At 36.7% G+C, this 23,084-nt stretch carries 20 protein-coding genes and 1 riboswitch; of the genes, 13 read left to right on the forward strand and 7 right to left on the reverse strand.

All coding sequences use genetic code 11. The annotated features are described in order from the left end of the window. Nucleotides 1-20: 20 nt before the first annotated feature. From walK to LDX54_RS00800, 7 genes are all read left to right on the forward strand, one after another. Entirely contained in the window at nt 21-1,874 is a 1,854-nt protein-coding gene (gene walK, locus LDX54_RS00770) for a cell wall metabolism sensor histidine kinase WalK (protein ID WP_122037136.1), read from the forward strand. Continuing rightward, the gene (locus LDX54_RS00775) at nt 1,864-3,198 is read left to right on the forward strand and encodes a hypothetical protein (RefSeq protein WP_046324124.1); all 1,335 of its coding nucleotides are present in this window, start codon (nt 1,864-1,866) and stop codon (nt 3,196-3,198) included. The genes walK and LDX54_RS00775 overlap by 11 nt, the downstream gene beginning before the upstream one ends. A 2-nt stretch (nt 3,199-3,200) precedes the next feature. Further along, nucleotides 3,201-4,028 carry a two-component system regulatory protein YycI gene (locus LDX54_RS00780; RefSeq protein WP_265667168.1) on the forward strand — a complete coding sequence of 276 codons (828 nt, stop codon included), beginning with the start codon at nt 3,201-3,203 and terminating at the stop codon, nt 4,026-4,028. Between the two features lie 15 nt (nt 4,029-4,043). After that, entirely contained in the window at nt 4,044-4,841 is a 798-nt protein-coding gene (locus LDX54_RS00785; RefSeq protein ID WP_122025503.1) for an MBL fold metallo-hydrolase, read from the forward strand. 67 nt (nt 4,842-4,908) lie between these two features. Then, the gene (locus LDX54_RS00790; protein ID WP_174794937.1) at nt 4,909-6,114 is read left to right on the forward strand and encodes a trypsin-like peptidase domain-containing protein; all 1,206 of its coding nucleotides are present in this window, start codon (nt 4,909-4,911) and stop codon (nt 6,112-6,114) included. Nucleotides 6,115-6,605: 491 nt separating this feature from the next. Beyond that, a complete protein-coding gene (gene rlmH, locus LDX54_RS00795) occupies nt 6,606-7,085 on the forward strand; it encodes a 23S rRNA (pseudouridine(1915)-N(3))-methyltransferase RlmH (RefSeq protein ID WP_265667166.1) in 480 nt (159 codons plus the stop codon). Between the two features lie 33 nt (nt 7,086-7,118). After that, a complete protein-coding gene (locus LDX54_RS00800) occupies nt 7,119-8,534 on the forward strand; it encodes a sucrose-6-phosphate hydrolase (RefSeq protein ID WP_265667165.1) in 1,416 nt (471 codons plus the stop codon). A 41-nt stretch (nt 8,535-8,575) separates the two neighbouring features. Here LDX54_RS00800 and LDX54_RS00805 read toward each other — a convergent pair whose 3' ends face one another. Both LDX54_RS00805 and LDX54_RS00810 read right to left on the reverse strand, forming a co-directional pair. Beyond that, on the reverse strand, nt 8,576-9,229 hold the full coding sequence (locus LDX54_RS00805; RefSeq protein ID WP_174794760.1) for an energy-coupling factor transporter transmembrane component T: 654 nt from the start codon (nt 9,227-9,229) through the stop codon (nt 8,576-8,578). Between the two features lie 9 nt (nt 9,230-9,238). Then, a complete protein-coding gene (locus tag LDX54_RS00810; protein ID WP_265667164.1) occupies nt 9,239-10,597 on the reverse strand; it encodes an ABC transporter ATP-binding protein in 1,359 nt (452 codons plus the stop codon). Between the two features lie 40 nt (nt 10,598-10,637). After that, nucleotides 10,638-10,729: riboswitch (TPP riboswitch) on the reverse strand. A 160-nt stretch (nt 10,730-10,889) separates the two neighbouring features. Here LDX54_RS00810 and LDX54_RS00815 point away from each other — a divergent pair. After that, nucleotides 10,890-11,828: an AraC family transcriptional regulator gene (locus LDX54_RS00815; RefSeq protein WP_265667163.1), complete on the forward strand. Its 939-nt coding sequence runs from the start codon at nt 10,890-10,892 to the stop codon at nt 11,826-11,828. Between the two features lie 30 nt (nt 11,829-11,858). Here the strand turns inward: LDX54_RS00815 and htpX are convergent, their stop codons facing one another. From htpX to LDX54_RS00830, 3 genes are all read right to left on the reverse strand, one after another. Next, nucleotides 11,859-12,755 (reverse strand): zinc metalloprotease HtpX, encoded by an 897-nt coding sequence (gene htpX, locus LDX54_RS00820; protein ID WP_265667162.1) that lies wholly within the window; start codon nt 12,753-12,755, stop codon nt 11,859-11,861. A 16-nt stretch (nt 12,756-12,771) separates the two neighbouring features. Further along, entirely contained in the window at nt 12,772-13,332 is a 561-nt protein-coding gene (locus tag LDX54_RS00825) for a LemA family protein (RefSeq protein ID WP_110445437.1), read from the reverse strand. Between the two features lie 107 nt (nt 13,333-13,439). Next, entirely contained in the window at nt 13,440-14,540 is a 1,101-nt protein-coding gene (locus LDX54_RS00830; RefSeq protein WP_046324133.1) for an SLC13 family permease, read from the reverse strand. Between the two features lie 188 nt (nt 14,541-14,728). On the opposite strand from LDX54_RS00830, the gene LDX54_RS00835 reads away from it, so the two are divergent. From LDX54_RS00835 to LDX54_RS00850, 4 genes are all read left to right on the forward strand, one after another. Next, nucleotides 14,729-15,088, forward strand: coding sequence for an iron-sulfur cluster biosynthesis family protein (locus LDX54_RS00835; RefSeq protein ID WP_265667161.1), 360 nt, complete (start codon nt 14,729-14,731; stop codon nt 15,086-15,088). A gap of 177 nt (nt 15,089-15,265) precedes the next feature. Further along, nucleotides 15,266-15,406, forward strand: coding sequence for a hypothetical protein (locus LDX54_RS00840; protein WP_090094091.1), 141 nt, complete (start codon nt 15,266-15,268; stop codon nt 15,404-15,406). 119 nt (nt 15,407-15,525) lie between these two features. Further along, entirely contained in the window at nt 15,526-16,443 is a 918-nt protein-coding gene (locus LDX54_RS00845; protein WP_265667158.1) for an HNH endonuclease, read from the forward strand. A gap of 47 nt (nt 16,444-16,490) precedes the next feature. After that, a complete protein-coding gene (locus LDX54_RS00850; protein ID WP_265667157.1) occupies nt 16,491-18,449 on the forward strand; it encodes a BspA family leucine-rich repeat surface protein in 1,959 nt (652 codons plus the stop codon). Nucleotides 18,450-18,518: 69 nt separating this feature from the next. Here LDX54_RS00850 and LDX54_RS00855 read toward each other — a convergent pair whose 3' ends face one another. Next, nucleotides 18,519-20,042: an SLAP domain-containing protein gene (locus LDX54_RS00855; RefSeq protein ID WP_265667156.1), complete on the reverse strand. Its 1,524-nt coding sequence runs from the start codon at nt 20,040-20,042 to the stop codon at nt 18,519-18,521. 178 nt (nt 20,043-20,220) lie between these two features. Here LDX54_RS00855 and LDX54_RS00860 point away from each other — a divergent pair, with 178 nt between their 5' ends. Then, nucleotides 20,221-22,059: a BspA family leucine-rich repeat surface protein gene (locus tag LDX54_RS00860; protein WP_265667155.1), complete on the forward strand. Its 1,839-nt coding sequence runs from the start codon at nt 20,221-20,223 to the stop codon at nt 22,057-22,059. A 67-nt stretch (nt 22,060-22,126) separates the two neighbouring features. Here the strand turns inward: LDX54_RS00860 and LDX54_RS00865 are convergent, their stop codons facing one another. Beyond that, nucleotides 22,127-22,972 (reverse strand): hypothetical protein, encoded by an 846-nt coding sequence (locus tag LDX54_RS00865; RefSeq protein ID WP_265667154.1) that lies wholly within the window; start codon nt 22,970-22,972, stop codon nt 22,127-22,129. Nucleotides 22,973-23,084 lie beyond the last annotated feature (112 nt).

Raw genomic sequence — 23,084 nt, forward strand, 5'->3', positions numbered from 1 at the left:
TTATTTAATTTTGTAAAACTATGAAAAAATTCAAGAATAAGTTTAAACATTTAACCATTTCGATAAATACTACTTTAGCCATTGTGTTCATGGCGATGATCATCGCTACTATTGAAGTTATTGGTGCCTATTTTACCCGCCAATTGGAACAAAACAGTATTGAAAATTTTCAATCATCCATTCAGGTTTTGCCAATAGTTTCTAACCAGTTGTCAACGCAATTACTAAAAGACAATAAGCATACTGACAGTAATTTAAACAGAATTGTCAATGACTATAGCAATGGTATTGGTACGATTAGTGAAATTATTGTGGTAGACAATAAGGATATCATTCGTGCAGTTTCAAACCTAAATGATAAAAACCGGATTGGTCAGCGTGTCAATAATACTTTGGTTAAGCAGGTAACTTCAACTGGCAGACAGGCAACTAAAGTTGTCAATGAAAACGGAGACTATATGGTGCAAGTTACCCCTTTGAACGCAGGTAACGGCTCCGCCAACACTGTTGGTGCAATTTATGTCCGAGCGTCAATGCAAGGGGTTTTTAATGACCTGCGCAATATTTCATTGATGTTTTTGGTCACTTCTATGATTGCCGCAGTAATGGGGGCAATCTTATCTTTAGTAGTCTCGCATGCGATTACTAAGCCTATTGAGGAAATGCAAAGCCAGGCGCTTAATATTGCCGATGGTGATTATTCAAGTCAGGTAAAAATCTATTCCAACGATGAATTAGGGCAGTTAGGTCAGGCTTTTAATACCTTGTCTGTTAGAATTGAGCGCTCTCAAGAAGAATCTGAAAGTGAACAGCGCAGGCTGGACAGCGTTCTGTCTCATATGAGTGATGGTGTTCTTGCTACTGACCGGCATGGTAATGTTAATGTTGTCAACCAAATGGCGCTCAATTTTTTAAACCAAACGGAAGATGAAATCATTAATCAGCCCATCGCTACGGTTTTAGGTTTAAAAGAGTCTTCACAAGATTTAATTGCCAATCAGAAAGGCATAGCAATCACCCTGAGTAAGGGAACAAGGGATGAAGTCATTTTGCACGCCAGTTTTTCTCTTATTAAAAGAGTTACGGGCTTTGTTTCTGGTAGTGTCTGTGTTTTGCATGATATTACTGAACAACAGAAGAATGAAAATTCACAAAAACAGTTCGTTTCTAATGTTTCCCATGAATTACGTACGCCGCTTACTAGTTTACACGCATATATTGAAACGTTAAATGAAGGAGCATGGAAAGATCCCAATGTTGCCCCCAAATTTTTGCAGGTAACGCAAGAAGAAACTGAGCGCATGATTAGAATGATCAGTGAACTTCTCAGTCTGTCAAGAATGGACAGGGGAGTTTCCAAAGTTGATTTAGAGTGGGTTAACTTTAATGATTTTGTAGCTCATATCTTGGATCGCTTCGACATGATTGTTAAAACGGATAAAAAAGAAAATAAAAAGTACACCATTACTCGTGAGTTGGGTACGCAGGCGTTATGGGTAGAAATTGATACTGACAAGTTTGCGCAGGTAATTGATAACATTATGAACAATGCCATTAAATATTCGCCTGATGGTGGGGTGATCACAGTAAAACTGCACTCAGAGCAAAAACGCATTGTTTTGAGTATTGCCGATCAGGGCTTGGGTATACCGCGAGAAGATTTAACTAAAATTTTTGATCGCTTTTACCGCGTTGATAAAGCTCGCTCACGGGCTCAGGGTGGTACAGGATTAGGCTTGGCGATTGCCAAAGAAATAGTGGAAGAACATCACGGTCATATTTGGGCCAACAGCAGTGAAGGAAAGGGTTCTACTTTTTATATTTCTCTGCCATATGAGCCAATGAGTGAAGGGGATGATTGGGATGAAGTCTAAATTTAAGCTTGGCGACGCGTTGCTTTTAATAGGAACTTTGGCGGTTTTTGGTCTGTCAATTGTACTCTGGATATTCATTATGACTAATGACCAGTATTTCAATCGTATTAGTCAAACCAGCAGGGTTGCAGAACAAACACGAAGCCACCGCGATCGGATTGTTTCCAATCTTTATATTCCTACTAATTCTTATGGCTTTAAAAATGGTCAGTTGTACCGCTTGTATGATGCTAAAAAGAATTTACCTCTGGAATTTGTCAAAGAAATAAAAGGGGTAAAGTACCGTAATATTAAGAAAATTAGCACGGATAAAAAACAATATGAGGAAATGTTGCATAATTCGGAGTGTGTCCAGTTAAGCTTTCCAAAAGAAGTCAGCATTAATTTGTTCACTAAGAAAAACGTTAAAAAAGGCGATCCTAAGTTTCGTCGTATCTTCATCACAAATAGTAATGATTTCCTTTATTTAGGTAATGATAAGACTTATACCATTTACCGCATTAATTTAATTAAGGGTGACTTTAATAAGCTGCGTAGTTATGCCAGTAACGCTCGGGGCAAGATCCCCGTTGAGTTTGTGCGTCTCAAAAATTGCTATGAGGTATTTTTTACCAGACAAGACCACTGGCGCATATACAGCTATCTGACAAATACGCAAACCGATTCTTACTTTGTTTCTCGCCTTCTCGGTACGACAAATGTAACTACACGCTCTAATAAAAAAGGCTGGGTTACGTATTCGCTTAACTACTATACTAACTTAAGAGTGCCAAAGGCTAAAACCGACCGGCATGATTTTCACTATACTCGTTATGAAAAGCGCAAAGACAAAACGCTGAACGATCAACTGCTGGAAAGTGTCAGTTTTGTTCATAAGCTTGGCTTGAGTGAACAAGATTTACGTTATTTTGATACAACGGATGATTCCATTAGCTATGCTAATTATGTTGAAGGGATACCCGTTTTTTGGGATAACAGCAGTCCTCAAGTGATGACATCATTTACTGGAGATGCAGTTAAAGTTGACTTTAACAATACGGATTTACAAATTCCGATACCTTTTGATGGACAAACAAAAACCCTGCCATCAAGTATAACGGTAATGCAAAGATTAGTTAATGCTGGCATGAGAAAAGAAGAAATTCAACGCATAATAGTGGCTTTTGGTGTGGAAAAGGATAATTCACATGACCACTTGGTTAATCTAGTACCAGGTTATTATGTGAAAGCTTATAATCAATGGAAGAGTTTAGCTGAATGGGAAAAAGTTGATTTTCTGAGTTTAAATAAATATAAACAGGCAATAATGGAAGAAGGGAAATAAAAATGGACCGTAAAAGAATAGAATGGTTATTTTTCATTATTTTCTTGTTAATTGATATTTATTTAGGAATAGAAATTTGGCGTTCTCCTATTAGCTTAAGTGATACATCCGGTTCAACTGCAACAAGTATCCGGGCCGAGATGCGTGCTGACGGCATTGATATTCCCCTCCATATTTCGCATAAGCAACAATCTGGTTATTACTTAGCTGTTAAGAATCGCGACTATCTTTCTCGTAAAAGCAGCAGTTTAACGCAAGTTACTACTCATTATTCCAAGAGTGATAATTCTTTAACTGGTACACCAAAATCCCTGATTTTGCTTAGTGGGAATCGTAAAAAAAATTTACAACAACTAGAGGATTTTAAAAATGATCCTAAAAATGTTCCTTACGGTAAAGAATTTAAATTCGAACCTAGTATGTCGGGCGATAATACCTATTGTTATGTCCAAAATACTGATTATGGCCGTATTTATGACAGTGATGCCCAGTTAACAATTAATGTGCGCGATAATCAAATTGTTAACTATACTATTTCTTATATGGGGCCTATTAATGCAGTACGTGAACCACAATTAATTATCAGTGCCTGGCATGCTGTCAAAGCGATGTATACTGATAGGGAAATTGTCAACAATTCACGTGTAATGCAGGTCAGCCTGGGTTATTCTAAATTAACAGATGTTCGCGGAAGCACTATTTTATTACCAACTTGGTTAATTCAGGTAGAAAATAAGACTACTAAGAATATTACTGTTAAAAGAGTTAATGCATATACGGCACAAATCTTGCAGGGCAGCTCATATAATGTTAATGTACAAAAAAATTAGGAAGGAAAAAATGCGGTGCAGGTTTCCGTTTTGGCCAGCGGTTCGACTGGCAATACCAGCTTGATTGAAACTGGGCAGCATAAGATTTTGATGGATGCCGGCTTGTCAGGCAAAAAAATCAAGATGTTGCTAAGTGAAGTTGGCGTTGATATTAAAGATATTGACATGGTTTTTTTAAGCCATGACCATTCAGATCATAGTAAAGGATTGGGGGTTTTGATGCGACGCTACCCTCAAATTGCTGCTTTTGCCAATAGTGGTACCTGGGAATATTTAACTGAAACGCAAAAAATTGGGCAGATACCGGTTGAACAAATTAATGTTATTGAACCGGGGCAAACAAAAACATTTGGTGATTTGGATGTTACTGCATTTGCGACCAGTCACGATGCGGCTCAGCCACAATATTATGTTTTTACAAGCGGCGGTAAACGAATGGCCTTTTTGACAGATACCGGTTATGTTTCCCGTAAGGTAAAAAGTGTAATTGCAGACGCAGATGCTTATCTAATGGAATTTAATTATGACGACATGATGCTTCGTAATGGCCCGTATTCCTGGGGCTTAAAACAACGCATATTATCGGATGTTGGACACTTATCAAACGATGATGCAGGGCAGGCTCTGCTGGATGTGGTAACAAGCAAAACAGAACATATTTTTTTGGCACACAGGAGTCAGCATAATAATACGGCAAAGTTAGCCTACAATGCTGCTAAAAAAATAATGGTTGACGGAGATGCTAATTTGCCCAGTGATGTTAAAATTGTTTTGACCGACCCGGTCCAGCCGACTAATTTAGTACAAATTTAAGGAAATTTTTTACCTTTTTTCAAATTTTGTTAGTATAGTAAAAAAGATGTATAAAGGAGACTAAATGATGAATAATCAAAACTCTGGTCGTCAGCAACATGGCATTTTGAAGACTGCTATTGTTGGTGTTGTAGCCGGACTTATAGGTGGTGGGGCCTCATATGTGGCCTTAGATCAAATAAACAATGCTAATATGAATAATAATGCACAGACTAGTATTAGTTCCAGCAGTGCTAAAACCTCTAGAAACAGTGCTAAAACCAGCGGGACAATGACCCCAGCTTATAATGACGTTAAAGGTGCTGTGGTTTCAGTTATTAATATGAAAAGGCAGACAAACAGCAGCAATTCCCTTTTCGATTTTTTCGGCGATTACGATAATGATAATAAGGGCAAAGGAAAGCTGCAGACATACAGCGAAGGTTCAGGCGTAATTTACACTAAGTCCGGTAATAAGGGCTATATTGTTACCAACAACCACGTTGTTTCTGGTAGTGATAAAGTTCAGGTTATGCTGTCTAATGGTAAAACAGTCAATGCCCGTATCATTGGTACGGATGCTACAACAGACTTAGCTGTACTTTCAATTGATAGCAGCTATGTCACTCAAACAGCTGAATTTGGTGATTCTAAGAGCTTACAGGCAGGACAAACAGTAATTGCGGTTGGCTCTCCTCTGGGCAGTGAATATGCTTCTACGGTTACGCAAGGGATAATTTCGGCTCCGGCACGTAGCATCACTACTTCATCTGCTAATCAGCAAACGGTTATTCAAACGGATGCAGCAATTAACCCTGGTAACTCAGGTGGTGCATTAGTTAATTCTGCAGGGCAGGTTATTGGGATCAACTCAATGAAGCTTTCGCAATCAAGCGATGGTACATCAGTTGAAGGAATGGGTTTTGCTATTCCTTCCAATGAAGTAGTAACTATCGTTAATCAATTGGTTAAGAAAGGTAAGATTGTGCGTCCACAACTGGGAGTTAAAGTAATTGCTTTACAAGGCATTCCTTCCAGTTACAGAAACCACCTTAACATCAAATCTAATCTTAAAAATGGTATTTATGTAGATTCAGTTACTAAGCACAGTGCGGCTGCTATAGCAGGAGTTAAAGCAGGCGATGTAATTATTAAGGTTGACAACAAAGCTGTTTCAGATGTCGCTTCGTTACACAGCATTTTGTATAATCACAAAGTCGGAGATAACGTCAATTTGACCGTTAATCGTAACGGAAAAGAAATCAATTTACGAGTAAAATTGCAGTCAGACTAAATCAAAAATATTCCAGAATTAAGTAAAAAAAAGGCTATACTATGCGGTTTGAAACATAAGTATAGCTTTTTTCTTAATATTGTTATTGGGAAACAAATTAAAGTTCGGAATTAAAAGCTGTCAAGTAAAACACAAAGATAAAAATCTTGTTGATAACTGTGGATAACTTTGTGGATTGTGCATAAAATGCGAAAAAGTAGTTGGGACAAATTGTGGAAAACCTGTGAATTGTGTGTAAATAATAGTGAAAATTAATTAGCTCAAACAGTTGTTCAGGGCTTAACAGCAGTATTTGAGAGCAAAAAGTTTGTGAAAATTACCTATAATTAATCTCACTGTGGGTAAATTTAATTTGATAAATTTAAAAAAATAGGCAAAACACAATTTATTCGCTTACTAAAGGTAAAGACCACAAAATGTAGTTTTTAACTTTACACAGTTGTGGAAAAGGTAAGTGGAAACTTTGGGAATTGGGGGATAAAATAGCAGTTATGAATATCAAAATTGTTTGTGTGGGTAAGTTAAAAGAAAAGTATTTTAAGGATGCTATTGCTGAATATCAAAAAAGGCTGAGCCGTTTTGCTAAAGTACGGTTAATTGAAGTTCCGGATGAAAAAGCTCCTGAAAAATTTAGTGCGGCAGAACAGGAAAATGTCAAAAAAATAGAAGGACAAAGAATCTTGAGCAAAATAAAAGATAAAGAATACGTTTTTGTGACCGCAATTAATGGCAAGCAGCGAACCAGTGAAGAGTTTGCGCACGAGATTAAGGACCTTACAACCTACGGACATTCTGATCTTACTTTTATTATCGGTGGCAGTTTAGGTACCAGTTCGGAAGTAGATAAAAGAGCAGATGATTTAATGAGCTTTGGCAAAATGACTTTGCCGCACCAGTTAATGCGGGTCGTTTTGATTGAACAAATTTATCGCGGCTTTATGATTAATAGTGGCAGTCCGTATCATAAGTAGATTTGATTATGCGAAAGGCAATAAAAAACAAAAATGCAAACTCCGGCTAAAATTACTAACAAGCGGTATCGGCTAAATTATCACATAACAACATCTTCCGGGTGGATGAATGATCCTAATGGCTTTTCATATTATAAAGGCTACTATCATATTTTTTACCAGTACTATCCTTATTCAGCTAAAAGAGGCCCTATGCACTGGGGCCATTATCGCAGTCAAGATTTGGTTCACTGGGAAGAATTACCAGTTGCACTGACCCCGGATAGTCCTGAGGATAAAGATGGCTGTTATTCTGGTAGCGCAATTGAAAAGGATGGTCGCTTGTATCTGATTTATACAGGTAATCATTACTACGATGTCAATGATCATAGTCGCTTTTATCAAACACAAAATGTTGCTTTTAGTGACGATGGCATTCATTTTGCAAAATATAGTGGTAATCCTGTGATTGCATTGCCACCGACGGATAACTCACAGCACTTTCGTGACCCTAAAGTATGGCAAGATGGAAATGAATATTATATTGTTGTGGGTGGTCAGGATAAGAAAGGATTAGGCCGTGCAATTACTTATAAGTCGACTGATTTATTGCATTGGGATTATTTAGGCCCGATAGCCGTTTCTCAAGGAGCCGATATTGAAGGCTACACCTGGGAATGCCCTGATCTTTTTTCATTGGGCAGAGAGGACGTTTTGTTATGTTCACCTCAAGGAATCGTGGCAAAGGGTAAAGAATATCTTAACTGCTATCAAACGGGATATTTTATCGGTAAAATGGATTATCGCAACAATCAGCTTAAACATGGTGCATTTCAAGAACTTGACCATGGGCATGACTTTTACGCTGCCCAAACTATGTTAACGCCTGATAATAGGCGCATTGTTTTTGGCTGGCTTGATATGTGGCATGCAGACTTTTCCGAGCAGGCTGATGGCTGGTGTGGGGCGTTAACTTTGCCGCGAGAATTAACTTTAAAAAATAATCAGCTGTATATGACGCCAGTCAATGAGTTAAAACAATTACGGCAAGAAAAAGTAGTTGACGAAAAACAAACGAGTTCTTCAATGCAAGTTAATGTTTCTGATCCGCAGCACTTGGAGTTGCTTTTAACTGCTAAAACTGAAAATTGGTCAGGTAATGAGATTAGCTTCATTTTTAAAAATGAACAGGAAAATCTGGTTACATTATCTTGGAATAAGGAAAATAATGAAGTAATTTTGATCAGAGCGGATAAATCGACAACCGACGCACAACGTTATGGCAAACTGAGACCAAACTCAAAATTAAAAATACAAGTTTTTATTGATACAAGTTCAATTGAGTTTTTCTTAAATGACGGGGAGCTGGTATTTTCAGAACGCTATTACACAACCAAAAAGCCGGCAATTTTTATCACTGCAGACGAGCCGGTTAATATTAGTGTTGCAGGTTATTCTTTAGCTGAATAAATTAAGGGATAGAAAAAAAGTGGACAAGCATGTCCACTTTTTTATTTTAACGTCAATAATGCTAGATTTACTAAAACCAAAATTGCAATTGACTGCAGCCAGTCACTTTTTTTAACAGGAACAGCTGCAATGACAGAGCGCTTGGCATTTTCGCGGTAACCATGGGATGCCATACCTTGAGCTAAATTTTCTGCAGAATTCAGAGCAACTAAGATAGCTTTAAAATAAAGAACCGGTGACCAAAAACTCAAATATACTCCCCGCATCATGCCAGCAGTACGAATTTGCTTAACGGCCTCTTTCATTCGGGGAACGATATTAAGAGCAGCTAAAACTCCATAAGCAAACTTGCTGGGCAAATGAAAATTTTGTTCAAAAGAGCGGGCAAATTCTGTAGCAGTAGTGTCTATTGAAACGCAGTAGATAGTCAAAGTATAAACGTAAATTCGACTAGATAAGCTTAGTGCGTTCTGTAAGTTGGGTTGTGGCGAGAACCAGTATAAAGTCGCAAAAACTGTAAAAGCGGCAATTAAAGGCATTAGTAGAGTTAAAAGCAAATTGCTTAATTTAATGTGTTTGCAAATTAAATAGACCAATGCAAAGAATATGATTAAGAGGTTTGTTAGTAAACTTGATTTCAGTGATATTTCTACAGAAATAATCAGAGCCAAGATAAATTTAAAACTAGGATTCATGATAGTACCTCACTTGTTCGTGTAAGCTAGATGCTGGTTTTTAAAAATGAGGTGATAGTCACACCAATCAGCTAAATTCTTTAACTCATGGCTGATAATTAAAAGCGTTTGCTTCCGTGCTTTCTGACTTTCTCTTAATAAAGACATCACTTTGACGGCAGAGTCAGCATCCAGGCCGCTAAGTGGTTCGTCAATTAACAATACATCCTGATCTGAAATCAACATTAACAAGATTTGCAGTTTCTTTTGTTGTCCACCGGATAATGAATATACGACATGATCAAGTAGTGAATCAAGTTCAAGAGTGGATAAAGCAGCAGCTATTTTGTCATCAGTAAAATAAGAATTGGTCCGCTTTTTTTTGCTGAGGTTAATTTCATCTGCAACAGAGACATTGATAAACTGGTCAGTTGCATTTTGAAATATTTGGCCTACATGAAGCAAATACTTACGAGTAGGTAATTTATTAATTTCACGGTTGTGGTAGGTGATGCTGCCTGAATAAGGGATCATTTTAGTCAGAGCATTAAAAAGCGATGTTTTGCCCACACCGTTGGCTCCTGTAATCAGAGTGGTTTTACCAGAAACAATATTTAACTGTTCCTGCTTTAGAAGTAAACGATTTTGTCTAATCTGAACGTTTTGCAGGGTAAAGCACGACTCCTCAGTCTGCTGCGGTAAGACAAAAGTATAGGAATTAGAATCCGTATTTTTTCGCAACAATTTTTCCTGTTCTGCTTGAGAAAGCTGCACCAGGCGTTTACCCTGAAATTGAAAAAGATTGTCGCAAATTCCTTCATAACCAGCTAGTACATGATCACTTAAAATGATTGTTTTTCCTTGATCGCGCAGATGTGCTAGTTTAGCGATTAAAAACTTGCGGGCAGCGGGATCACAGCTGGCGAAAGGCTCATCAAGTAAAAACAGGTCAACATTCATCGCTATGAGAACAGCCAATGCTACTCTTTGTTGTTCACCACCAGATAATGTGTTAATTTTTTGATCAAGTAAATAATCAATTTGGGTAAACTGAACGGCTTCATTTAACTGTTTTAGATACTGGGCCTTATTAAGGCAGAGGTTTTCCAGTGCAAAAATAATTTCTTCTCGAGGAGTTGCCATAGTAAATTGCTCACTGGCATTTTGAAACATCATAGCAGCCTTTAAGCCGCCCAGAGTAACAGTGCCGCTTAGTTGTCCTGCAAATTCAGGATATAACTTTGCTATTATTTTCAATAAGGTAGATTTACCACAGCCAGTTGGTCCAACTAACAATGAAAACTGCTTTGTAGGAATATTTAAGTTAATATTTGTTAAAATTTGGTTTTGTTTGTCATATGAAAATGTTAGGTTATTTAATTTAATCAATTTAGTTACCAAAAAAATCGTCAGGATAATAGCCTGACGATGTAAAATCTTTCGTTTTCCCTTCGCTGGCATTATCCATAGCAGGTTCTGCGGGTTTAATCTCAGCCTTTACAGGCACCCCGATGTTAAATTTTATTATACAGAAAAGAAAATTAGTTGTCTAGATGCACAAGGAGTTTCCGTTACTCATGTAGCAATGATAAAGGTAAAATAACAAAATTATATTAGTAAGATGAAAATTTGCTATATAATAAAACTATATAATCCCTAAACTGTATAAGAGGTGAAAGTAATGGCAGCAGTTAAATTGGAACAATATTTAGCCAGTATCATAGATGCGGCTAGGTCTGATACTAATGAAGTGAAAATAAAACCAGGTAACAGCAACTTTGATTTGTTTATAGCCTTTTTAGAAAATCGTAATACGGGAATTCATCGCTACCAAACAACAGGGCTAACTATTCTGTATGAGGCAAAAGGTTCAACTAAAGTGAGGATCAATAGTCAGAATTTTATACTCAATGATGGCAATATCATTTTTTTACAGAAAAAGAGCAATTATGAAATATTAAAACCTGGTAGTAAAGATATTTTAGTTAAACTCGAATTTGACCCCAATATAGATGTCCGGAACTTTTTCGACAATCTAACTGTAATGAACAATTATGAGAAAAAATTGCTTAAAAAAATCAATACTACTTTTGAGCAAAAAAGATTATTAGGGTTAAACGGAACGCTAATGTCAGAGTCTGCCCATCTACTTAAAAAGATAATTAATGAATATCTTAATTATGACTTGTTTACCCGTAACGCTATCATGGCAGAACTTACCTTGCTTTTCGTTTCTGCAGTTAGAAAGCAAAATTTAACTTCCACTCCAGCAACAAGTCATCAGTTTGCAAAAACGGATCTGGAAAAATATATTGATGCCCATTTTACTAACATTACGCTTAATGATGCAGCCAAGCATTTTGGTTTTAATCCTAATTATTTTTCAAGTTTGGTTAAACAAAAAACAGGCAAAAGTTTTGTGGAACATGTCGATGAAAGGCGCATGCTGGAAGCACGAAGTTTACTTGCTCGTCCAGATATTTCCGTCAAAGAGATAATTACCCGTGTCGGTTATAGCGGCAAATCCTTCTTTTATAAGAAGTTCAGTGAATATTACCATGAAACACCGGTGCAAATGCGTGCAGAACTATTCAGGCAGGCAAATATTAATTTGAAATAAAAAACAACCTTAAACAAGAAGGTTGTTTTTTTACATTTTTTCTAAACGTTTAATTCTGTCCGCTGTTGGTGGATGACTGTCAAACAAATGGGTAAAACTGCGTTTTTTACGCATAGGATCTTCAATATACATTCCCGCACTGCTGGGATCAGCTTTTTTCATTGGTGCAGAGCCGTCAATTTTTTCAAGCGCCGAAATTAGCCCTTGCGGATTGCGCGTTAACTCTACTGAAGAAGCATCGGCAAGGTATTCACGGTTACGTGACAATGCCATTTGCGCTAAACTGGCACAAATAGGCCCCAAAATTAAGACAAACGCTATTGCTATTACCTTAAAAATGACAACGATGGTGCCACCACTATCATGATCACTATCGCGATCATCATCAATCCACCAGATATAGCGGCTGGCGATCCCAGAAAGATAAGAAATGACACCGACTAGCACGGCAGCGATAGTAGAAACTAAAATATCGTAGTTTCTGATATGAGAAATCTCATGGCCCAAAACTCCTTCCAGTTCCTCCCGGTTCATCATATCGAGTAAACCTTGAGTAACTGCAACTGCTGAATGGTTCGGATTCCTTCCTGTCGCAAACGCATTAGGACTGGGATCATCGATAATAAATACTCGCGGCATGGGTACACGACCAACTAGTGCCATATCTTGCACAACGTGCCATAATTCAGGATTATCCTGCTCATGAACTTCTTGGGCATGATTGAGGCTCATAACCATGTTTGCTGGATTGGGCAAGACAATTAGCATGTAAATTATACTAAAAATCACGGCAATAACTAAACCTAAAATTGGTCTGTTGCTAAAAAGGTAGCCTAATCCTGCACCTACAAGTGCCAAGATAATAACAAACAATCCCATAATACCCACAGTTTTGCGCTTATTGCGGGCAATTTGTTGAAATAACATAAAACTGACCTAGTATTTAAAACTTAACTTTAGGTACTTCTTTTTCAGATTCACTGGTTTGCAAGTAGTCAACTTTCTTAAAACCATGAATGTGAGCAACAATATTGGAAGGGAAGGTTAAAAGTTTTTGATCGTATAAAGCAGCAGATGAATTATAAAGCTGCCTTGAATAGGCAATTTTATTTTCAGTATTAGTCAATTCCTCTTGCAATTTCAAGAAGTTTTGATTGGCTTTAAGGTCAGGATAATTTTCTGATAATGCAAAGATGGACTTAAGCGCATCAGAAATCTGGTTAGAAACTTTTAAGGTTTGTGCATGGTCATCGCTGGGAATGTTAGTTAACTGATTACGCAGCTGCACAACGTTTTCCAGTGTTTCTTTTTCGTGTTTGGCATATCCTTTGGTGGTTTCGACTAAATTAGGAATCAAGTCATTACGCCGCTTTAATTGGACGTCAATTTGGCTCCAGGACTCATCGGTGTAAACCTTGGCTTTTTGTAAGCCATTGTATACCGCAATATAGATTGCAATTAATAAAATAATAATAATTACAATTATCCAAGTTAAACTGTTCATAGTCTTCCTCCTTATATATCTCTTAATTATAACTGATTAAGAGACTTTTGAGTATAAAAAAGGAGCTTATACTACCTTTCGTTAGCAAAGCTTTACTAAATTGATTATTAAATTAATAAAAGTCCCCAGCCTACAACTGTCAAGACCAGCAAACCTATGAACTGCATTACAGTCCATTTTTTGAAAAATTCCCCTCTTGATACTGTCGCATTTTGGGTAAAAGTTTTGAGCACCAGCATATTTGCCATTGAACCAATCGGTGAACCAAAGCCACCTATATTGGAACCTAAAAACAATGCTTTAGCATAAGGGGTAAATTTACCAACTAAAATGGTTGCAGGAACATTACTGATAATTTGACTTGAAATAATTGATGTGAAGTAAGTTGAAGTTTCTGAATTGATCATTGTATGGATAATGCTGACAATCATCGGAATTTGTTGAATATCACTAATGAAAATAAAGAAACAGGTGAAAGTTAATAGCAGAGCGAAATCAACCTTAAGCAAGATTCTGGGGTTTATTAATAACGCCAGGATAATTGCAACAATCAGCGGAATTACCACATTAATAACTTTAAATACGCCCAAGAAGAATAGCGCGAACACTGCTGTAGTAATGATTGTTGGTCTTAAGCTGATATTAATCTGTTTAACATCCTGCCGCGGAATTTTTTTGCGGGGGATAAAGTGAAAAATAATCAGCGTAATAACAAGTGCCATTATTAAATAGGGCAAAGACCATGAAAAAAATTGGACAGCGTTAACAGAATATTTACTAACTAAAAAGATGTTATGAGGGTTACCCCAAGGGGTAAAGGCAGCCCCAATGTTTGCGCCCATACCGATTAAAGTAACGGGTAAAATCTGGGGTAAATCACATCTCTTAGCAATATTCAAGTATAGGGGAATCAATGTAAGCGCTGTTATGTCATTGCCCAAAAACATCCCCGCGATAATTGCTAAAGCCGTAAATAAAATATTTAGTTTTTGCATATTATCAGCAATACTGGTCAGTTTATACGCGAGCACATCAAGGACGTGTAAGTAGGCGTATATTTGAATAATGATTAGCATCGCGGCGACTGAAAAGATCGTATGTAAGTTAATGTCTTCAAACCGCGGTCTAGCAAAAAAAAGACTGATAATCGTTATTACAAAAGTAATTTGCAGGATTTTATCGCTAAAAACCTTTTTCAAGACGGTCATAAAATGTCCCCTTTCACAAGTTATAATCATCTGTAATCGCTATATACATTTTGACCTTTTTTTCCCTTATTAGCAATAATAATTTTTTAGATTAAGGGATACTTTTACTATAAACATAATTTTTGACACTATAACTTAATATATCCTATACTTGAGAAAATTGCTAAGGATTAGGAGGAAATATTAAAATGAGTAATTCCGAAACAGTTAAAATGAACGTTAAATCAGGTGCTGCTGATAAAATTAAAAAGAGTGTAAAAGAGGGGCAAGTTGTTTTATTATCGTTAAACGACGGCTCTAATAAATACTCTAATATTGCTGGCAGTTGTACTGCCGGAACCCGTTTTCAATTTGTGGTCTTGGATAAGCAAGATCCAGACTTTTCAATTAAAGTTGAAAATAATGCGGGCTTTGACTTATACACCAGTCCTGCAGAAATGCAATATTTAGGCAATAACTTGGTAGTTGATGAAAAGAATGCAGCAATCAGCTTAGCTGACGACAGTGGCGTGATTGATGCTGCTATGACCGTTAGTGAAAATAATTAGTGTGATAAACTGATAATATTTAATAAATAATATTAGATTTTAAGCGGTTCCAAAGGAACCGTTTTTTGATATTAAAAATCACAGTAAAATGATCTAGTACGAGCAAATCTTGCTTCATTATAGCTTAAGTGGTAAACTATATGAGATTTTCGAAAATCTGAAAGGAAGTATAGTACTATGCGTAAAGGTGAGAATTACAACACCGGTTGTGAACCAAACCAAAGACCTAAGAACAAGAAAAACGGCAAGAAACGTGTTGCGCACGTGGCAGCAGTTGTTGCTTTCTTGAACAAGGCCAAAGCAGACGAAAATAAATAGTTTGTTTTTAAATAAGACTAAAAGGTGGATGACATTACGTCCACCTTTTTTTATTATCTTAAATTGAGTAGAATTAGATTAATGATACATACATTTTGCTCTAAGGAGAACGCTTAAAAGTGAAGTTTCAATGCAGTGCGTGCGGTTTGCGCATCAATGCCAAACATTTTAAACAAACGGGCTTGATTAACCCTAAATTAACTAGTATTTGCGATCTGTGTATCCAAAGAGGAGAAGCACCGGAGAATTTTGCTAATATTGCAGTGAAAGTCTTTGCGCAATGCCTACTGTTTACTTTTATCGGAAAAGATGAAGACTCAGATAATCCTACGTTTTTAATTGCCAAAAATGACGTGCGCAAACGTTATGAAGCCTTTATTCAGGATTATGACGGCAATGAATTAGCCCAGCAACAACTAGCAACACATGATTTTAATCAAGCGGTAATTGACAGCGAGACAGGTCAAACTGACTTTGTGCCCAGCAGCGAATTTACTTTTGCCGAAAACTTAAGTAAATTAGGCTTAAATGTTGATTTTAAGCTCAATGAAGTTGATTATATTGACCGCGAGCGTATTCGGGCCAAGTACCATTACCGCTGCCAATATTGCGGCAGACGCGGCCGCAGCGTTGATCACAAAGATCCGGTTTCACTGTCACATAATAATGATTTTGACAACCTGATTTTATCCTGCACGGAATGCAATCGTATTAAGTCCAACATGCCCTATAAATTGTTTGTCAGCTTAAATAATGAAATTCCTGAAGTTAACCACAAACTGGTCAAATATGAAAATGCTCTTGCTACTTTGAAGGGTGAATTTGAAGAAAGACGCCGCGAATTAGCGGCTAAAATGCATCTTAAGGGTGTGGTTAATGATCCAGAATTAAATCAGATGCGTAAACAAAACAAAAAATTGCAGGATGCAATTGATAGCTTGGAAAGCGATTATACTGACTTGCGCTCTTTACGCGAGCAGCACTTTATGACTGGCTGGAAGCTGGCGCAAGTAAACGCAAAAGAAGATATTATTTAGTTTTTAAAAGGCTTACAATGAAATTAAGAGCAAAAGGAGGTCAGAAAATGAAGTCAACTAAATTCAAGCAAAATATTTTAACAAAACTAGGCATCAGTATGGCTGCTGCAGTCTTGGGCATGATGAGTGGAACTAATCTGGTGCAGAATGTTGTGGCAGCTTCTGCAGCACCTGCTGCTAAAGATCAAACTGCAAAAACAACACCGGCTGCAACCAGCACTAGCAATAATCAGCTAGGTTTTTGGACTGGAATGGATGGCAGCTGCACTTGGCAATATGATGTCCTTACTAATACGCTGACTATTAGTGGTGCTAAAGGAGCACAATTGTCAAGCACACCTTTTATTAAAAAATTTAAATGGGCTGGAAGTATTGAGCATATCGTTTTTGAAAGTCCGTTTAAATTACCTGCAAATTCAAAAGAAAAATTTGCTAATTTGAGATATTTGTCTGATATTAAGGGTTTAGAGAACGCTGATACCAGTGAGGTAACCGATATGTCTGGTTTATTTGCCGGTGATATGAACCTTAATAGCTTAGATATTAGTAAGTTTGATACCGGTAAAGTTACAGATATGAGTAACATGTTCTTTAAATTAGGTATGGATAATGCCACTGCTACAGCAATAGATTTGAGTAAATTGAATACCGCAAATGTAACCACTATGAACAGCATGTTTGCGGCGGCCAATTTTAAAAAGCTGGATTTAAAAAACTTTAATACTAGCAAAGTAACCGATATGGCAAATATGTTTTCCGGTACCAAGGCAGAAACGATTAATGTAGATAGCTTTGATACCAGTAAAGTACAAAATATGAGCGGAATGTTCAATAATTGCCTAGTTAAACAGCTCGACTGCTCAGGCTTTAATACCAAAAACGTAACGGACATGAGCAATATGTTTTCTCATAGTATGGACATAACAACTCTAAACTTGAGCAATTTTAATACTAGTAATGTTCAAAATATGAAAGCTATGTTTTTTGGAGATTCCAATTTGACCAGTTTGGATTTGAGTAATTTTGATACTAGTAAAGTAACTAATATGTCAGGTATGTTTTCAAACGATACAGCATTAAAACAACTTAATTTAACGGGCTGGGATACTGCCAATGTTACTGATATGAGTACTATGTTTGCACGATTAAAAAATATGGTCAGCTTGGATATTAAGCACTTTAATACCAGCAAGGTAACTGATATGTTTGGCATGTTTGAGGGTGCTGAAAATTTAATTGATTTTGATATTAGTAATTTTGATACCAGCAAGGTCACTAGCACCAGCTATATGTTTTCTGGTATGAAAAAAATTACCAGCTTAGATTTAAGCCATTTTAATACTAAGTCCAATAAAAATTTGTCTGAAATGTTTAGTGATGATGACAACTTAAAGACGGTTAATTTGAAAGGCTGGAATACCAAACGGGTCAGGAGTATGAGTCGCATGTTTAAAAACGACCCGCAGCTGGTCAATATTAATTTAAGTCATCTTAAAACTAATAGTCTCACTGAAGCTTATGAGATGTTTAAAAATGATCGGAGTCTCAAAACTGTTGATTTACATAATTGGAACACCCGTAAATTAACTGAAGTAAGTGAGATGTTTGCTCAATGTCCTAATCTGACTAAAGTTAATTTACATGGCTGGCACATGCCTAAACTGATTGATGCGACTGATATGTTTATGCAGGACAAGAAATTAGCAGGGGTTGATCTGACTAATTTTAATATTCATAACAGCAGGATTTTAAATCAGGCAGGCAATCCTAAAGGATTTGCTGTGAAGCTGGGCCATTACCGTTTGCGTAAAAGTTCAGGTGTAGGTCAAGGATTTAAGCACATTCAAGCTGTAGGCAAAGGAACAATTAGAAATCCTAAAGGCAAAAAATATACTGCAAAGCAATTATTTAAGCTGTATAATCACTCTGCCAAAAAGAGCCCTAAAGAAACCTATGTCATGTATAACGGTAAAAAACCACAGTTACCAAAATCATTTCATTTTTGATTTTTAGTAAAATAAAAGGATTAGCTCATTTCAGAACTAATCCTTTTTTGTTTGTCTTTCTAGTAAGCTTTAGGCGAATTCAGGGAAGTTTAAAGTTTTTATCTGTTTTTTAGTGGTTTTTAACAGCCAGATTGCCTGATCTACTTGTGCCAGCGTCGCTTTGCTCGACCGTAAGACAACAGCAGCATTAGCTAAAGCATAGTCATAGCTCTGCATAAGTCCATCATAATGGACACTCTCGTTAATAGTTTGCTGTCCAGAAACAAAGTCTTTCTGGAGCTTCACTTTATCGCTGTCGGTTGCTACTTTTTGTTTCTGCTCAGCTGCTAAAGAAGTGTTTACAGGAGAAAGTTTTATGCCCCTGCTAAATTTCACATCACTTGCTTTGACGAAACTGTTAGCTGCTATTATTTTTTCACTAGTGGTGAGAATGATCGGACCATATTTTTTGTCAGTCGCCGGGGCCTTTAATTGTGTGCCATCATTATTGATAAGGGCTTTTCTATCTAAATTGTTACTCAGAAGGTGGTAATACAACTCAGCTTTGTTTGTAGCCGCATTCCAAATATAGAACAAGCCGTCAACATTAAAGTTAGACTGCTTTGCAGTGTTAAAACTAATCCCAACAGGTTTTCCTGTGGCATCATAGAGTTTAACGTTTGCAGTAGTCTTTGCAGTAACAAAACTATAGGTTAAATCAGAGTAATCGGTCGTTGGTAAGTAATTTCTCAGGTTGATACAGTTTTCATCTATGTATTCATTATGATGATTATGCAGGCGGAAAATATAGCCTTCAAAGTCTTCTGCCCAAGGTGTAACGGCTAAATCAACTTTTATTTTCTGCCCCTTTTTTAAAATATGTTTGGTTTTCTTTTCGTTTAAAGTCTGAGTGGCTGTCTTTTTGAGAACGGTGGCCGTTGTAACCCCATTGTAAGTTAGAGGATAACCATCTAAACTTGCCACATTATAGGCTTTGACATAGCGATTTTTACCAATGGCATAATAATTTTTCCCTTTAATTTTTGTGAGTGGCAGATAGAAAATATGCTCATTGTTATCTGAGTTAAAGTATTTACTATAATAGTATTTCGGTTTTGCTTTAACTTGTTTAACTTTGCCTTGATATTTAATGATAGCTCGCTTAGGTAAAGTGTGGCCACTCTTGTTACCGGCTTTAGTATAAACAGCTGATTTTTGTAATAAAACTAATTTGCCCTTTTTACTGTTTTTACCGTTAACTTCCTTGACATCTGCGGCATTAATGTAGCAACCTTTACCAATATTATAGAATTTTTGGCCCTTAATTCTTTTAGTGCCATAGTATTTCATAACATCTGCATTAAAGCTATAGATATACTTATAGCCGCTGGCATCATCTTCCGCATATGGCAGATCGTTATTCTTGTTTTTAATTTTATGGCCATATTTATTATAAAGATGGGCACCATAGATTAAAGTAATTTTACCCTTTGCGGTCTTTTTATTGCTTTTAGCAGCCACTACTGTCTGTATTTGATCGTAATTTGCTAAAAGCGGAGTTACGACCAGTGTCAAAGCCGTGATCGCCAAACAGATTTTTTTGGTAAGTTTCATGATTTACCTCCTTACTAATCTTTCCTACTAAATTTATTATAACCTAATATAGGTGCAGCAATACATGTCTTACAGTAAAAGAATAACAGTCTGGCAAAGTTTAACTTAAGTTTTAAATTATTAATTAGTTTTAAGTAAAATACCCTTATAATTAGAATAAGAGAAAAGAGGCGTCAAGATGAAATTACCCAATTTAGTCAAATTGAAAAAAACTGGGATAGGTATTGCAACAATGGCATTAGGTTTAGTCGTAACGGTGCAAACTAACTTAAATGTAGCTGCAGCAGCAACTCCTACTGTTGTCCCAATTAGTGCGACAGGTTTGCCATCTGATGCCGGTCTTTGGACTGGCACTGATGGCAGCTGTACGTGGAAATTCGACGTTATTAGCAGAACCCTGCGGATTAGTGGCCCGCAAAAGAGCAGTCAATTATCAAGCACACCATTTTTAAAGCAGTTTAAATGGTCTGGCAATATTGAGCATATTGTGTTTGAAACGCCGGTTCAAATGGCTCCGAATTCGGCAGAAAAGTTTGCCGGTCTTGAGTATTTGGAGGATATTACAGGTCTCGACAAAGTTGATACTAGTCAAGTGACAAATATGGCTTTGCTTTTTACTAATGACAAAGCACTAACTAAAGCTGATGTTAGTCACTTTGATACCAGCCAAGTGACTAGCATGGAACGAATGTTTGACAACACAGCCTTAACAGAAGTAGATTTGAGCAGTTTTAATACCAGCAAAGTCACTAATATGAGTGGTATGTTTAGAAACAGTCCGATGCGACGTCTTAATCTGAGTAGTTTTGCTACCAGCCGAGTGACCAATATGGCAGAGATGTTTGCGGATAGCGATGTGGCAGAACTTAATCTGGCTAATTTTGATACTAGTAATGTCACTAACATGGCTGGTATGTTTGCTGGAATAAAAGTTCCTGAACTAAATCTTAAGCACTTTGATACCAGAAAAGTTAATAATATGTCCGATATGTTTTCCAGTACCCAAAATTTGTCAAGTCTTGATCTGAGTAGTTTTGCTACCAGTCAAGTGACAAATATGGCAGAAATGTTTTCGGGTAGTAAAGTTACTCACTTAAACTTGGCTAATTGGGACACCAAAAACGTTACCAGTATGAAAAATATGTTTCAAGGGTGTTCTAACTTAACTAAACTTGACTTAAGTGGCTTTAATACTGGTAATGTTACAGATATGTCGGGGATGTTTGCAAAATTCGCTCACTTGGATCAGCTAAATTTCAGTCACTTTGATACGAGTAAAGTTAAAGATATGAGAGAAATGTTCGCATGCAATCCGGCTGTTACTAGTTTAGATTTAAGTAGTTTTGATACCAGCAACGTTACTAATATGATCTCGCTGTTTTCTGGAGACAGTTCTTTGGTTAAACTCAATTTAACGGGTTGGAACACCAAGAACGTACGCTGGATGAATTCAATGTTCAGTGGCGACAGCAGTCTAAAAGACATTGACTTGAGGCACTTTAATACTGCCCAAGTTACTGATATGCTTAGGATGTTTAAGGGTGCAAAAAGTCTTGAGCAGCTTGACCTGCATACTTGGGATACACGCCAGGTTACCAGGGTCAGCCAAATGTTTATGGACTGTGATAATCTTGTTTTTGTTGATTTGCGTGGCTGGCGGTTACCAAAAATGTACGATTCAACGGAAATGTTTACTAATGATCAGAAGCTCGCTGGAGTTGATTTAAGTCATTTTAATATCCATAATAGTCAGGTTTTGAAAAATGCTGGCAATCCCAAAGGCTTTGTTGTCAAGCTTGGGCATTACCGCTTACGTAAGAGTTCAGGAGTAGGTCAAGGATTTAAACATATTCAAGCTGTTGGCAAAGGCACAATTGCCAAGCCTCGGGGCAAGAAGTATACTGAAAAGCAATTGCTAAAACTGTATAACCATTCGGCTAAAAAGAGTCCTAAAGAAACTTATGTTATGTATAATGGCAAAAAGCCCCAGCTGCCTAAAGGGTTCAAGCTTAAATAATATAAAAAAGACTAGTTCGCTTTAACTGCGAATTAGTCTTTTGTTCTATTAGTGAGGACACTGAAGATTATTTTAATTTGCCTTCATCCATAAGAAGATTGTCATGGTCTTCTAGTTTTTTATTATGCTTCTTATAACCCTTATCAGATAAGTCAGCGTTAAACTTGTAGCCTCGTTTCTTCAAAGCTTTAATATCATTTTTTACATCTTTTTTATAAAGTGTAGGATATTTCTTATAATATTTATAATCTTGCAAATAAATCTTATAAATAATAGTGTCAAACCACCCACCATGATCATTTGTAGGTGCTTTTGCTTTCTTTGGCTTTTGTACAGGTTGTGGCTTCAAATCACCCGATGGTTTAGTAGTAGGAACATTTTCCAATTTAATCTGTCTGTTTAACCATTTAATTTCTGCATTAAGATATTTCTTGAAAGTCTTGGCATACTTAGTCTTATAATTTTTAAAATGCTTCAAGATCTTCTTGTAAAGGGCTAATTTTTTAGTCTTATTCGTTAGCTTCTGCCCCTTCTTGACGTTCTTATTGAAATAATTATTTGCTTTTTGGTGGCGTTTTGACCAAGTTTTCTTAGTTTTGTGGATATTGGTCTTTGGTTCGGGATCATTATCTTGGATAGGTTGCGAAATTGGTTCAGCTACAGGGCAAGATATTTCTGATATTAATACGTGGGTATCTTGGATAGGTTGCGAAATTGGTTCAGCTACAGGAGTTTCAGTTTTATCTGTTGCACTTGTGTCTGGATTATTTGTATTAGTGTTGGTATTAGTATTTGTATTTGTTTCGTTAGTTGCAGCCACATCTGCTAAAACAGCTGAAGTTTGACTAATAATTGGCGCTAAAACGGTAATACCCGCAACAGCTGCAACAATAATATTTTTATGTAATTTCACTTTGATTTACTCCTTTAAATTTGATTTCAATATCCTTTATCGCTAGGCTTGTCACAACTTTTTATCAGTTGATAGCTGTTTTTTAATAATTAGTAGCTAATGAACCAGCATT

The organism is Lactobacillus sp. IBH004, from assembly GCF_026185255.2.
GTDB classification, from domain to species: domain Bacteria; phylum Bacillota; class Bacilli; order Lactobacillales; family Lactobacillaceae; genus Lactobacillus; species Lactobacillus melliventris.

What these genes read in the sequence shown, in the direction of transcription:
- walK (WP_122037136.1), top strand. Translation starts at nt 21, where the DNA reads ATGAAAAAATTCAAGAATAAGTTTAAACATTTAACCATTTCGATAAAT.
- LDX54_RS00850 (WP_265667157.1), top strand. Translation starts at nt 16,491, where the DNA reads ATGAAGTCAACTAAATTCAAGCAAAATATTTTAACAAAACTAGGCATC.
- LDX54_RS00855 (WP_265667156.1), bottom strand. Translation starts at nt 20,042, where the DNA reads ATGAAACTTACCAAAAAAATCTGTTTGGCGATCACGGCTTTGACACTG.
- LDX54_RS00805 (WP_174794760.1), bottom strand. Translation starts at nt 9,229, where the DNA reads ATGAATCCTAGTTTTAAATTTATCTTGGCTCTGATTATTTCTGTAGAA.
- rlmH (WP_265667166.1), top strand. Translation starts at nt 6,606, where the DNA reads ATGAATATCAAAATTGTTTGTGTGGGTAAGTTAAAAGAAAAGTATTTT.
- LDX54_RS00800 (WP_265667165.1), top strand. Translation starts at nt 7,119, where the DNA reads ATGCAAACTCCGGCTAAAATTACTAACAAGCGGTATCGGCTAAATTAT.
- LDX54_RS00830 (WP_046324133.1), bottom strand. Translation starts at nt 14,540, where the DNA reads ATGACCGTCTTGAAAAAGGTTTTTAGCGATAAAATCCTGCAAATTACT.
- LDX54_RS00840 (WP_090094091.1), top strand. Translation starts at nt 15,266, where the DNA reads ATGCGTAAAGGTGAGAATTACAACACCGGTTGTGAACCAAACCAAAGA.
- LDX54_RS00835 (WP_265667161.1), top strand. Translation starts at nt 14,729, where the DNA reads ATGAGTAATTCCGAAACAGTTAAAATGAACGTTAAATCAGGTGCTGCT.
- LDX54_RS00815 (WP_265667163.1), top strand. Translation starts at nt 10,890, where the DNA reads ATGGCAGCAGTTAAATTGGAACAATATTTAGCCAGTATCATAGATGCG.
- LDX54_RS00780 (WP_265667168.1), top strand. Translation starts at nt 3,201, where the DNA reads ATGGACCGTAAAAGAATAGAATGGTTATTTTTCATTATTTTCTTGTTA.
- htpX (WP_265667162.1), bottom strand. Translation starts at nt 12,755, where the DNA reads ATGTTATTTCAACAAATTGCCCGCAATAAGCGCAAAACTGTGGGTATT.
- LDX54_RS00790 (WP_174794937.1), top strand. Translation starts at nt 4,909, where the DNA reads ATGAATAATCAAAACTCTGGTCGTCAGCAACATGGCATTTTGAAGACT.
- LDX54_RS00775 (WP_046324124.1), top strand. Translation starts at nt 1,864, where the DNA reads ATGAAGTCTAAATTTAAGCTTGGCGACGCGTTGCTTTTAATAGGAACT.
- LDX54_RS00825 (WP_110445437.1), bottom strand. Translation starts at nt 13,332, where the DNA reads ATGAACAGTTTAACTTGGATAATTGTAATTATTATTATTTTATTAATT.
- LDX54_RS00860 (WP_265667155.1), top strand. Translation starts at nt 20,221, where the DNA reads ATGAAATTACCCAATTTAGTCAAATTGAAAAAAACTGGGATAGGTATT.